This is a genomic window from Bacillus cereus (genome assembly GCF_015071065.1).
GTDB lineage: Bacteria > Bacillota > Bacilli > Bacillales > Bacillaceae_G > Bacillus_A > Bacillus_A cereus_BA.
This window is the reverse complement of record NZ_VOVA01000002.1, coordinates 315,100-328,362: the sequence shown is the minus strand read 5'-3', so window position 1 is coordinate 328,362 and position 13,263 is coordinate 315,100. Positions and strand designations below refer to the sequence as shown.

Genomic DNA, 13,263 nt, shown 5'->3' with positions numbered 1-13,263 from the left:
CTTGGGACTTGAACCCTAGGGAATATGTACATGCTGGGCGCACACAAAAAAGAGAAGTCTATGTGACCTTCTCCTTTTTTAGGAATAAGAGATGATATCAGCCGCTATCCCTTTTTCACTAACAATTTTTTGATATTTACGACTCACTGAAGATTGGCTGATTCCAAGAGCTTTTGCAGCCTTAGTCGTTGTTTTATACTGCTTCATTGCAAGTAAAATCAATTGTTCTTCTACAGAATGTAATGCTTCTTGTAATGGTAATACTCTTGTAATAACTGGTTTTGATTTTTTAAAGTCATAACCAGGTGTTAAAAACTTACTAACAAACTCCGCTTCAATTACTGGATCGTCTGCTGATACTACTAAACGTTCAATCATATTTTGTAATTCACGTACATTTCCTGGCCATGAGTAAAACTCTAGTAAGCTAAGCGCATCTGGAGTTAAATGATAATTTTTATTATATTTTTCATTTAACTGTTGCAAAAAATGAAAGGCAAGTACCGGAACATCTTCCATTCGCTCTCGTAGAGGAGGAACTCGCAACGGAATTACATTTAGGCGATAAAACAAATCTTCACGGAACGTTCCAGATTCCACCATCTTTTCAAGACTCTTATTTGTAGCAGCAATAATTTGTACATTTATTTTCGTAGGTATTGTACTTCCAATAGGAATTACTTCTTGTTCCTGCAGGACTCTAAGCAATTTCACTTGCAAATGTAAAGGCATTTCTCCAATTTCATCTAAAAATAAAATACCTTGATCAGCTCGCTTAAAATATCCTTCTTTTCCATTTTTATCGGCTCCTGTAAAAGCACCTTTCGTATAACCAAATAGTTCACTTTCTAACAAAGTTTCTGGAATTGCACCACAATTTAATTTTAAAAACGGCTTTGAAGATCGGTTTCCAAGTTGATGAATTGCCTGAGCAATTACTTCTTTTCCGACGCCAGATTCTCCAGAAATAAGAACATTGGAAGAAAAATCTGCTATTTTTTTAGCTTGGTTAATAATTTGCTCCATTTTCGGACTACAGTAAATAAGCTTCTTAAGAAAACGATCTTTATTTTTAAAGTCATCTAACTCCTTCTTATATTGCTTTGATATCTTCTTTATTTCATGTAATTCCGTCTTCAATCTCGTTGCTTCGGTAATATCCCTTGAGGCAATAATAATACGATGAAGCTCTCCGTTTTCATTAAATACAGGGTTTCCAACTGCTAATATTTTTCTTCCGCTTTTTGTTTCTTGCACAACTGATACCTTTTTTTGTTTTTCCAACACTAATCGCGTAACAGATGGACTAAATAATCCTTTCTTTTCTAAGTCTAAAAGATTTTTTCCTAAAAGGTCTTTCAAATTACTCCCCCAAAAATCATTGATAACAGTTTCACTATAACGAATTAATTCCCCTTTATGATTAACAACTAATATTTCATCATAAATACTAGACAAGATTGCATGTAAATCTTTATTTAAATCCTTTATATATTCAATTTCCATCGCCATGTCCTCGACCATCGGCAAATCTTGCACAATAATAACCATTCCTTCAATATTTTGATCAAAGTTTGGAATCGGACTATAGTCAACTAATACACCCATCTCATTTGTGATTTGTAATTGATTCAAGATCGTTTTTCCCGTTGTAAATACGTTATTAATGTGCTCTTCATTAAAAATCAGTTCTGCTGGTACATTCATAATTTTTTCAGGAGTCGATTTAATCATCTTCAAACCAGACTCATTGCAATTTACAATTTTCTTTTCACGATCTACTACAAAAATCCCCATTGGAATAGACGTTAAAATAATTTTCAATATATCAACACTCTGATTTTCTTGTTTAAATAGTTCTGCAAAAACATCCTCTCTTCTTATATATCCTGTTAGCTCATCCATTTCATTTTTTACTATCGCAATCGGCGCTCCAATAATTTGAAAAAGAGCTGTTAAAGAAATATCTTTACTAAGATGACATATTGTATCTAGTGAAACAGCATTTGAAAGTAATAGCTTAGAAGTTAATTCCTTACTATTTGATAGCAGATCCTTCACATGAACGTATGCAAATAAGTTCTCTCCTCTTTTTAAAAATAGAAAAGATTCTTTTATATTTTTAACATCTATATTCCATTCCTTGTCAGATTGATCGATAGGTAGAGAAACTATGGGTCTAATTTTTGTATGAGCAATGGAAAACATTCTGCTATTCCTCCTTTGAACTATATAATTTGTATTGTATCATTAAATACAGATTTTTTTAATTAATCTGAAAATAAAACATTTCTTTCTTTATTTAATAAAAAAAGGAAGATGAGTGCCTCCATCTTCCTCATAGTTCTATCATTAATCACTACCACTAACGAAAAGATCTTCTTGAATATAAGCTAATACCATACCTGGAATTACTTTATCTCCCGCTTCTACTTCTAAAGATTGAACTTCTCCACTACATCCCCTCTTAATTACTTCCAGTTTACCATTCATATCTTTAATAGAGAATAATGGCTCCCATTCATAAATTCGAGAATCCTTATTAATAGACACTTTTTCAATTATTCCATAACACGGACTCGTAATAATATCATAATACACAATCAATCATCCCTTTCTTTTATTCTATTAATATTGTTCTTCTAACCTTTGTGACTGAAGAATCATATAGAAAAAGCTTTGAAGCTCTTCTATATCTTCTACCTCAATTCCTAGCCTTGGTGCCCAATATTGTTCCTCTCCAATATCTTCTTGACTTAATAAAACCATTCTCCCATTTTGAATTGAGGTAACCATTGCTTTTCCAAGAAACTGTTGCGAATACGTAACAGCTATATCGTAACGATGACTATTCGACACAATACAGTAATAACCGATTTGTTGTCTCTCCACTTCTTCTAATAAAATATCCAGTTTCATTTTAGCCCTCCCTTTAGGTTAAAAATGCAACCAACCTCTTAGGCGCGATGCTTCTACAATCTTGCGAACCCCTTCAATATAAGCAGCAATTTTCATATTTACTCCAAAGCGTTTAGAAGTATCAAGTACGTTAGAAAAACTAGATGTAATTTTCTCCTTTAAACATTGATCAACATATTGCTCCGTCCAGTAATATCCTTGGTTATTTTGACACCATTCAAAATATGAAACAATCACGCCACCAGAGTTTGCTAAAATATCTGGAACAACCAAAATTCCCTTTTCTTCTAACATGGTTATCGCCTCTTTTGTTGTTGGTCCATTTGCAGCCTCAATGATAATCTTACATCCAAGCTTTCCTGCATTATGTTTTGTAATGACTCCTCCAATTGCCGCCGGAATGAGTACATCACATTCTTTTTCTAACAACTCCTGATTAGAAATTGTTTTACTAAAGAGATTCGATACTACACCGAAAGAATCTCTGTTTTCTAGTAAATAAGGAACATCTAGACCGTCTGGATTATAAATTCCTCCTATAGCATCTGATACCCCGACTACTTTCACACCAATATCATATAAATATTTCGCCAAATAACCTCCAACATTCCCAAACCCTTGAATAATAACTCGCATATTTTGTAGCGGAATTTGTTTTAACTCACTTACTAACTGAAGTGTATACAATACACCTTTAGAAGTTGCTGTTTCCCGCCCTTGTGATCCTCCTAGCATTAATGGCTTCCCGGTTATAAAGCCTGGAGAGTCAAACTCCCTGATATGGTCATATTCATCTAGCATCCAAGCCATAATTTGCACATTTGTATACATATCAGGTGCTGGAATATCTTTCGTCGGTCCCACAATTTGACTTACTGCTCTTACATACCCACGACTCAGTAACTCTAGTTCTCTAAAACTCAACTCCTGTGGATTACAAATAATCCCGCCCTTTGCGCCTCCATATGGCAGTCCTGTCACTCCACATTTCAAGCTCATCCAGCCAGCAAGTGCTTTTACTTCTTCTGCCGTAACATCTGGATGAAATCTAATACCACCTTTTGTTGGCCCTGCTGCGTCGTTATGCTGAGCACGATATCCTTGAAATACCTTTGTTGTTCCATCATCCATGCGAACAGGAATGCTTACTTCTAAAAAACGCATCGGTTTTTTCAGAAATTCGAATACTTCGTCTGGATAACTTAAAAAATGAAGCGCCTCTTTTAATATAGCTTGAAATTCCTCTAAAGGATTTTCAACTTCAACTGTATTTGTATGTTTTTCTGATTGAATCGGCACGATAACACCCCTCTTTATATTTTTACTAATTGTACAAAGCAATAATCGTGCCAAGTGAAAATACTATGTTAATCTTATCTTGTTATCCTCCTACTTATGAATCTATGAATGACTTATGCAATACTGCATGATTACCAAATATAAAACACAAAAGACATCGAAATTTATCCGATGTCTTTTGTGTTTTACACTTCCTGTACTTCTTCAAAATGCATTTGCGGAGGAGCTGAACGGAACATATTTGTAATATATAGAAGGTAACCAATTCCAATAGTAGCCCAGCAAAGCCCCAGAATAAGTGAATGAATATTGAGGTTAAACCATAGTACTGCTACAGTACCAGCACCTAAAATAGGCATAACTAAGAAATTTAAACAGTCTTTTATCGTTTTATATCTTTTTTTCTTAATTACATAGTAGGAAATTACAGATAAATTAACAAATGTAAATGCAATAAGCGCTCCAAAATTAATAAGAGATGTTGCCGTTTCTAAATCAATGAATATAGCGGAGAGCGAAATAATTCCTACAATAACAATGTTATATACTGGAGTTCTCCAGCGGGGATGAATGTATCCGAATATTTTCTTCGGAATTACATTATCTCGCCCCATAACGTACAATAATCTGGATACACTTGTATGAGAAGCTAAACCAGACGCAAGTGTCCCCATAAGCGTTCCTACTAAAAAGAAAGCTTGAAATAGTTTTCCTCCAACATATAGCGCAATTTCTGGAGACGCTGATTCTTTATCTTTAAATACAGATGTATCTGGAAAGAAAGATTGTGTAAAATACGTAGTTGTAATGAATAAAACTCCACCAATTAAAGCAGTAAGAAAAATAGCTCGAGGAATTGTCTTCTTCGCGTTTGGTGTCTCTTCAGAAAATGTAGTTACTGCATCAAAACCTAAAAATGAAAAACAAAGAATTGTCGCACCTGCAACTAACGGTGATATTTGTATATCCGATTGAAAAAACGGCTGAATGGAAAAAACTTCTCCTGTTCCCTCTCCCGCTAATAAACCTTTTATAACTAGAAAAACAAACAAGGCCATTACTAGCACTTGAAATATTACTAAAAAAGTATTGAAGTTAGCAGTAACATTCACGCTAATAATATTTATAAGTGTAATCAGTAGAATAAAACCGATGACCCATATCCAACTAGGAACACTTGGAAAAAATGCTGACAAATAAATTCTCGTTAATAGTGCGTTCACCATCGGTAGAAACAAATAATCCAATAACGCGGACCATCCAACAAGAAATCCAAGCCTTGCACTAATTGTCTTCTGTGTATACGTATAAGCTGATCCTGCGGTAGGAAAAACCTTTACCATTTTGCCGTAGCTTGCAGCGGTAAACAACATCCCTGCTAATGCAATCAAATAAGCTCCTGGAACATGCCCACCCGTTTTTTCCGAAACAATTCCAAACGTATCAAATCCAACCATCGGTGTCATGTACCCGACCCCTAGCATAACAATTGACCACAGCCCTAATGAGCGTTTTAAACCAACTACTTTTCCCACCTATCATTCCCCCTACTTTTCCTATCTAATTTCCATTTAAAAATCGACGGCAAAAAGGAAACGCTTTCAAATAACTGTATATACCACACAATCTATTACAATTTCCTTTTGTTTTTAAATATCCATGCAATTTTCGAGCCAATATTTCTGTAGTCAAAAAAAGCACTCCGAAAAAGAACATATAGGTGGAATTAGGCCTCATTTCTTATCATTTTTTATTCATTTTGACATAAGTTATTCAATCTCTCATACTGCTAAATATAAAAAAAACAGAACTTTAATCCGTTTTTTATTTTCACTTCCTCATAAATTATACTTTTACGGGATAAAAATATTTCCATGAAATATTAACATTATGTAAACTATTCATAGCAAAAAAGCTGTCTTTTCTATAAAGACAGCTTTTTCTATAATACTATATTAAAAATTGAATACGAAGTCATCGTCTGCTAACTTTTCAACATTCGTTGCTTTTACGTAACCATTTCCTTTTACAGAGAAGAAATCATGGTTTTTTGTATCTGTACGTAAACCATTTAAAACGATTGGGTTAATTTCTTCTTCCTCAAACTTCGGCTCAAGTCCTAAGTTCATAAGTCCTTTATTCGCATTGTAACGAACGAAACGATTTACATCCTCTACAAGACCGATAGAAGTATAAATTTCTTCTGTATATGCCAATTCAATTTCATACAGTTCCATTAATAACTCTTGCGTTTCCGTTTGTACTTCTTGTTGCTCTTCTGCAGAAAGTTCTGTGAAGATTTGTTGTGCTAAAATACCAACGAATACGCCGTGAATTGACTCGTCACGAATTATTAAGTTAATAATTTCACCACTTGCCGTCAATTTGCCTTGACCTGCTAAGTAAAGTGGATAGAAGAACCCACTATAGAATAAGTAACTTTCTAAGAACACACTTGCTACCATTGCCATGTATAACTCTTTTTTCGTTACTTCAGGCTTTAATAAACGACGATAGTAACTAGTAACAATACCAGCTTTTTTCTCAAGTAATGGATGGTTATCTACCCATTCAAAAATATCATCAATTTCTTCTTCAGTAGCTAACGTTGTAAAAATATGACTGTAACTCTTCGCATGTACTTCTTCCATAGCGCCCATGAAAGCTAATACACTTTTCGCTTGTAAATTTTCAAGATGAACAAGTACAAGAGGCATCCCTTCGCCGCCTTGTTTCGTATCTAAAAGTGTTAAACCACCTAATACACGCTTATAAGCAATTTGCTCTTCTTTTGATAATTGTGCCCAAGTATTTTTGTCAGAAGACACTGCGATTTCTTCTTCTGTCCAAAACTGAGCGATGTTTTGCTTCCAAAACATTAAACTAAAATCATCTTCTTTTTTGTTCCAGTTTACCGCACGCATTAAATCGCCCCTTCTCTAAATAAACATAAAAAATTGATAACTAAGCATGAGCAGGGTTCAGAAAAACCCTGCTCATAATGTCTCACTTTTTATATTAAACGGTACAAGCCACGCACTCTTCCACGCTTAATTTACGTGTTCTCGTATAATAAAGACTCTTCAAGCCTTTTTTATGTGCATAAATGTAGTAACGTGCTAACTCACGTGTTGAAATATCACTATTAACATAAAGAATGGTACTAATTCCTTGGTCAATATGTTCTTGAACTTCTGCGATTAAATCAATTAATTTAAACTGATTCATATCGTAAGAAGATTTGTAGTACCAGAACGTATCTTTTGATAAATACGGCATTGGATAATATGTTGTCGCATTCGCATACGTTCTTGATTCAATTTGACTTACGATTGGCATTACGCTTGAAGTTGCATTTTGAACGTAACTGATCGATTGTGTCGGAGCGATTGCAAGACGATATGAGTTGTATAAACCATTCTTCTGTACTTGCTCTTTTAAACTTGTCCAATCTTCTTTTGTTGGAATATGAATTCCTTCAAATAATTGCTGAACTGTTTCAGTTACTGGGCTGTAATCTGTCGTTTCATACTTTTCAAAGTATGTGCCGTTTGCATAATCAGACTTATCGAAGTCTTTAAATGTTTCGCCTTTTTCTTTAGCAATCTCCATACTTTTTTCAATCGAGTAGTAATTTAACATCATAAAGAATGTACGAGCGAATTCTTTCGCTTCAGCACTTTCATAAGCGATTTTATTTTTTGCTAAATATCCGTGTAAGTTCATTGCTCCAAGTCCAACTGAATGAAGCTCATCATTTGCTTTTTTCACAGTTGGGGCATTCGGAATGATCGTCATATCAGAAACAGCTGTTAAAGCTTCCATTCCCGCATGAACTGCTTCACGAATTTCTTTATTTTCCATTACGTTTACGATATTTAACGATCCTAAGTTACAGTTAATATCACGACGGATAATGTCTTCTGTACCGTAATCATTTATTTCAGAAGTTTCTTGAAGCTGGAAGATTTCTGTCTCGAATGTTCAACCGAGTTCGCTACTCCTCAGTCCGTTGCTCATGCAACTGCTGTATGTCACCATACAGGACAGACTATATCATCACCTACAGCATTACCTGGTTAGGTGCTCCGCTTTTCGAGCGCCAATCGCTTGCGCTCTACTCCCAAATGGGATAGTCGTTAGGCTTTTACTTATCTTAATCTTTCAGAAAGTCTCTTATTACTTTATGTTGTTCAATAACTCTGCTATACAAAATAATAAGATACATTCTGAACTTTTATATTTTCATTCTAAGATAAGATTTAGCACGGTAGGTTACCTCAAACTTGAGGCTTTCCCCGTTTAACGGAGTTTTCGACTAGCATTTCTACTAGAAGGTGCTACATATTTAACACAAGTTCGACATCTTCACAGTTCCAATATCCTTCAGTGGATGTTGGTTATTTGCATTTGATTTAAACATTAAGTATGGGTAACCAGACTCAAGCTGAATCATAGCAATTTTAATAAGCATATCACGCGCACTAATATCTAGTGGCTTCTTCTTCACTTTCGGATTGCTCATTAATTCATCGTACATTTCGTCGATATCTATATCATCTAAATGTTTTCCGTACTCTTTAAATACTGTATAAGGCGCGAAAACATGGAAAGGTTCGTTTTTCTCAGCAAGCTCAAAGAACTTACTTGGAACGATAATTCCGATTGATAGAGACTGAATACGGCTCTTCTCATCGGCATTTATTTTTTTTGTATCAAGGAATTCAATAATATCCCAATGGAAAATGTTTAAGTATACAGCGCCGGCACCTTTTCGTTGGCCAAGCTGATTCGCATATGAAAACGAATCTTCAAGTAATTTCATAACAGGTACTACACCACTTGCGGCGTTATCAATACCTTTAATTTGCTCACCACGTGCGCGTAGCTTAGATAAGTTTAAAGCTACTCCACCACCGATTTTCGATAATTGCATTGCAGTATTAATGTTAAAGCCGATTGAATTTAAGCTATCATCCATCTCTAACAAGAAACAAGACACCATTTCTCCTCTTCTGCTTCTTCCCGCATTTAAAAAGGTTGGTGTCGCTGGTTGGTAGTTTTGTTTTACAATCATGCTTGCGAAGTGTTTTGCCTTCGCAACATCACCGCGTCCTAAGTATAATGAAACAATTGCTACACGATCTTCATAGCTTTCTAAGTATTGTTTTTGATCATTCGTTTTTAACGCATAATCTTTATAGAACTTAGATGCTGCCATATAAGATTGGAACTCGAAGTTTTCACCATAAGCGATGTTATAAACTCCTTCTACTTCCTCCAAGCTATACTCGTCCAGAACGTTGTAATAGTAATCATGTTCTTTCATATACTCCATTCGCTCTGCCACGCTATTAAAATGAACGGTATTCTCTCTAGCTTCTTCCATAAAGACTTCTAATGCCTCTTTATCTTTATGAAGCTGATAAAAACCGTCCTGCATTTGCGTGATTTCATTATTCAGTTCAATGTGTCGCAATCTCCCGCACCCTTTCTTTAAAATATTCTACATCATTATTTGTTCCAGATAACTCAAATTTTGATACAATAGGCACTTCATATTTAGTAGAAATTTTGTCAGCACTTGCACCAAACATGTCTCCCCAATTACGATTGCCACTTGCAGATACACCTTTTAATTTTTCATTATTGCGTTCTAAAAAGTCTAAAACACGTTCCGGTACATTGCCAAAACCTGTTGTATACGTAATAAGAATAAAGTCTTCATCTAATACTAGAGCTTCTTCAATTTGAACGGCCGGCATATTTAATTTGTGGATGAAACGCTTCACGTTTCCTGTCATAGAATCATATGCAACTAACATTTCCGACCCTCCCTCTCCAATCTATATTCTCTGTATGTCGTTTCTTGATTTCTCTATATATTGTATTACGTTTCAAAATAAGACACAAGATATATGTATAAATTCTTTCTTTTTTTAACTTTTACTTTTCGACATGACCGTCGATTTTTTTCAATACAAAGACTATGAAACAACATTCTAAAACTCATGTCAATAAAGTGCTTTTCAAAAAAGTTGTCAACGAATTTAACCTTATTTTTTAAAAAGTTAACAATATTTTTTGTCATAAAACAGTAAATGCTGGAGTAATATATTTCTCCAGCATCACGCAAAAAAGAACAGACCTTAAACGATAATCTGTTCCAAAAAACGATTACATTTATCAATTTTACTTTATTAAATATTATACATACTCTTTCATTCCTCGTTACATACTAAAAGATAACTATTATAGAAAAAGATTATTATTATTATTATTATGGAACTTCAATTTATTTATGAAAAAAATTATTCAGGGTGCTCAATACGCAAAATATCTTTTACAAATATATGATGTGGATTCTCATCTTTATCGAGCATTGTACATACAGGAGCTTCTTCATCAAAGTATACGATCATTCCTTCTACGTACTGATATGTATGTTGAACTTGTACAGTTACTTTAATTTCTACTGCTTGCTCATATGCTCTTTTTATTTTCCGAAGCATTTTTGCTGAACATTTTCGTTTCTCTGGATACATAACCATTCCCATAAACCTATTCCCAGCTCTATCTTTCCACATATAATCCCAATGTGGCAATATGCCTTGTTTAAAATCTCCCATAATTCTCCTCTCCTTTATCTTCTATTTATGAACGTGGTGTTTCTGAATATGTATAAATTACCTGTCCACCGTGCTGTGCGTTCCCGATAATATGTTTAAAATCTTCTCGATTTACAACAACTTCCCTGAACGTATAAAATACATCGTTCGTCGCAACATACTCCTTTATTTCACCATTTTTCAGCTGATCCAAAATTGCATTTGCTAATTGTTTATCCATGTATTTCACCTCTCTGCAATAGTTTATTTTATCGCATCTTCTATAGGTCGACAACGGTAAAATTATCCCGTTACTATTATGTAATTCACTTTTATTATTTTTATAGCTATATCACTTTATTATATTCGCACTAAATATCATATACTAACATAGCTACTTCTCTATATCAAACTTTTTGACGCTCTGTATAACAAAGTTCCAAGCCACTGTTTGTTATTTTATTTTGTGCTACAATATATACATAGAACTAGGAGGGATACTATGATTCGGAAAGCAAAAAAGACAGATGCGGCAGGAGTAGCACCTTTACTGTATGACGCTCTGCACGAAATTGCTGAAAAAATCACAGGTAGCACAATTGAAGCAAAAGTAATACTAGGACTTGAAACATGGTTCGCAAAAGAAAATAATCGATTGAGCTATGAAAACTGTTTAGTGGCTGAACAAGATGGAAAAGTAGTTGGAGTTATTGTCGTTTATTACGGTAGTGATGCTGAACAACTTGATGCACCAATCGTACACCACTTAAGAGAACTACATGAAGACGAATCCATTACGTTAGAAAAAGAAGCTGAACTTGATGAGTATTATATTGACACGTTGTCAGTTTCAAATATGTACAGTGGACGTGGCATTGGCTCTAAATTAATCGATGCAGCTGAACTTCATGCAACTGAAAAAGGGTATGAAAAAATCGCCTTACTTGTTAATTTAGAAAACAAACGCGCTTTTTCACTATATGAAAAACTTGGTTACAAAGAAGATAAAACTGTTATGCTCGTTGGTGAACCGTATGCACATCTAATAAAACCATTACGGTCATTGGTTTCTATATCTTAAAAGGACAATTCTTTTTTACTTGTTATGTAGAGAAAGAGGCTGCCAAAGACAGCCTCTTTTAAGTTAATTTTGTATTTAATACATTTCCATCCATCGCCTCATGAAATGTATACGTTGTACATCCCCATGGCTTCCTATGGAAAATAGGCGAACCAGACCACCCTATTGCCCTCAGTTCAGTCCCAATCATCGCATTAAAATAACTATGACCTACAAGGGCAATACGTCCATGTACGAGCGCATAGCGGTGCAACATATTAGCAGCTTGCCTTGCTCTTTCTCGTACTTCCTTATAAGACTCAACATCTTTACTATAACCAACTATCCATCGTGTACGTCCAATAAACATCCATACATTAGGTTTACACTTCAACCATTTTGGAGCATAAAAACTCGTTGGAACTTCAGCTTCCCTAAAAAGAGGATTTTGCACAAAAGATAAAGAATCCGTTAATTCGGCTGTTGATTGCGCAGCACGCCTCTGATCACTCGTTACGACCAATTTCGCTGATTTAATCGTCTCAATTGTTTCAATTGGTATCGGAGTTTCTTTTACTGTAGTCCCTAAATCATATTGCTTCATCCATTCACGAAATGAAATAATTGTCATTGGCTCTATAGTACTGTCCAAACGACCATGACGAATAAAAGAAATTCGCATTCTTTCCACTCCCCATTCATCACTTACGAACTATATTACGTACTATTTCTTATTGCCATCATACCATGCATAAAAAGAAAGTTATATATCCCCACCACTAGTATGTGTTATCGAAGTATGCACACCATCCAGTCCATCAAAATATGTAGTTGTTTCATGATGACGCACTTTCTTCAACTGTATATAAGAAAATAAAAATAATAAAATCGCTATAAAACTCCCCACAATTTCAAACATCATTTTATCGCCCCTAATTTCTCCCACTTTAGTAGGTCATTGTATCTTTTATTATACTCTTATATAAAGATGTATGCATTTTCATCATTCCTCTTCTAAACAATATTTTTTACATATTTCCTTACAAAAAGTGAATATTTTTCGAATTTTTACTTTGGAAACATTTACAAAGTAGTAAATATAGTTCAAAATAAGAGGAAATAAAAAAGCCCAAATTATTCTTTTTTTGGGAAAACTGGAACAAGGAGAGTTGCTTATGCAGATCGCAGAAACTGGAGATATCATTGAATTTAAAGGTGGAATGCAAGGCCGTGTTCAAAAGGTAAATCAAAACTCCGTTATTGTTGATATAACAATTATGGAGAATTTTAGAGAACTAGATATGGAACCCCTTACAGTTGTAAGCCATAAAAACTATACTGTCATTAATCAACATGCATAATATAATAGAAAGAAAG

The 13,263-nt window shown here is 34.5% G+C and carries 14 protein-coding genes and 1 pseudogene; 2 read left to right on the top strand and 13 right to left on the bottom strand.

Features of this window, described 5'->3' with window-relative positions; genetic code table 11:
* Positions 1–78 precede the first annotated feature (78 nt).
* From FT637_RS07635 to FT637_RS07585, 11 genes and pseudogenes are all read right to left on the bottom strand, one after another.
* Positions 79–2,208 carry a sigma 54-interacting transcriptional regulator gene (locus FT637_RS07635; RefSeq protein WP_193645775.1) on the bottom strand — a complete coding sequence of 710 codons (2,130 nt, stop codon included), beginning with the start codon at positions 2,206–2,208 and terminating at the stop codon, positions 79–81.
* A gap of 144 nt (positions 2,209–2,352) precedes the next feature.
* Positions 2,353–2,601: a hypothetical protein gene (locus FT637_RS07630; protein ID WP_193646238.1), complete on the bottom strand. Its 249-nt coding sequence runs from the start codon at positions 2,599–2,601 to the stop codon at positions 2,353–2,355.
* A 27-nt stretch (positions 2,602–2,628) separates the two neighbouring features.
* A complete protein-coding gene (locus FT637_RS07625; RefSeq protein WP_193645774.1) occupies positions 2,629–2,919 on the bottom strand; it encodes an SAV0927 family protein in 291 nt (96 codons plus the stop codon).
* Positions 2,920–2,937: 18 nt separating this feature from the next.
* Positions 2,938–4,218, bottom strand: coding sequence for a Glu/Leu/Phe/Val family dehydrogenase (locus FT637_RS07620; protein WP_193646237.1), 1,281 nt, complete (start codon positions 4,216–4,218; stop codon positions 2,938–2,940).
* Between the two features lie 185 nt (positions 4,219–4,403).
* Entirely contained in the window at positions 4,404–5,753 is a 1,350-nt protein-coding gene (locus tag FT637_RS07615) for an APC family permease (RefSeq protein WP_193645773.1), read from the bottom strand.
* Positions 5,754–6,173: 420 nt separating this feature from the next.
* Complete coding sequence (gene nrdF, locus FT637_RS07610) at positions 6,174–7,142, bottom strand: class 1b ribonucleoside-diphosphate reductase subunit beta (protein ID WP_002011508.1); 969 nt, start codon at positions 7,140–7,142, stop codon at positions 6,174–6,176.
* Positions 7,143–7,236: 94 nt separating this feature from the next.
* Positions 7,237–8,187: a ribonucleotide reductase gene (locus FT637_RS07605; protein WP_306292130.1), complete on the bottom strand. Its 951-nt coding sequence runs from the start codon at positions 8,185–8,187 to the stop codon at positions 7,237–7,239.
* A gap of 382 nt (positions 8,188–8,569) precedes the next feature.
* A pseudogene (locus FT637_RS07600) lies at positions 8,570–9,697 on the bottom strand (ribonucleotide reductase N-terminal alpha domain-containing protein); the annotation flags it as partial.
* On the bottom strand, positions 9,684–10,043 hold the full coding sequence (nrdI, locus tag FT637_RS07595) for a class Ib ribonucleoside-diphosphate reductase assembly flavoprotein NrdI (RefSeq protein WP_105584136.1): 360 nt from the start codon (positions 10,041–10,043) through the stop codon (positions 9,684–9,686). The gene nrdI and the pseudogene FT637_RS07600, both read right to left, overlap by 14 nt.
* A 486-nt stretch (positions 10,044–10,529) precedes the next feature.
* Entirely contained in the window at positions 10,530–10,847 is a 318-nt protein-coding gene (locus FT637_RS07590; RefSeq protein WP_002064389.1) for a hypothetical protein, read from the bottom strand.
* A 25-nt stretch (positions 10,848–10,872) separates the two neighbouring features.
* The gene (locus FT637_RS07585) at positions 10,873–11,067 is read right to left on the bottom strand and encodes an abortive phage infection protein (protein WP_193645772.1); all 195 of its coding nucleotides are present in this window, start codon (positions 11,065–11,067) and stop codon (positions 10,873–10,875) included.
* Positions 11,068–11,328: 261 nt separating this feature from the next.
* On the opposite strand from FT637_RS07585, the gene FT637_RS07580 reads away from it, so the two are divergent.
* Positions 11,329–11,907 (top strand): GNAT family N-acetyltransferase, encoded by a 579-nt coding sequence (locus tag FT637_RS07580; protein WP_193645771.1) that lies wholly within the window; start codon positions 11,329–11,331, stop codon positions 11,905–11,907.
* Positions 11,908–11,965: 58 nt separating this feature from the next.
* On the opposite strand, the gene FT637_RS07575 is transcribed toward FT637_RS07580, so the two are convergent.
* Complete coding sequence (locus tag FT637_RS07575) at positions 11,966–12,568, bottom strand: histidine phosphatase family protein (RefSeq protein ID WP_193645770.1); 603 nt, start codon at positions 12,566–12,568, stop codon at positions 11,966–11,968.
* An 81-nt stretch (positions 12,569–12,649) separates the two neighbouring features.
* Positions 12,650–12,805, bottom strand: coding sequence for a hypothetical protein (locus FT637_RS07570; protein WP_193646259.1), 156 nt, complete (start codon positions 12,803–12,805; stop codon positions 12,650–12,652).
* 256 nt (positions 12,806–13,061) lie between these two features.
* Between FT637_RS07570 and FT637_RS07565 the strand changes: the two genes are divergently transcribed.
* Entirely contained in the window at positions 13,062–13,247 is a 186-nt protein-coding gene (locus FT637_RS07565) for a YkvS family protein (RefSeq protein WP_002064385.1), read from the top strand.
* Positions 13,248–13,263: the final 16 nt, after the last annotated feature.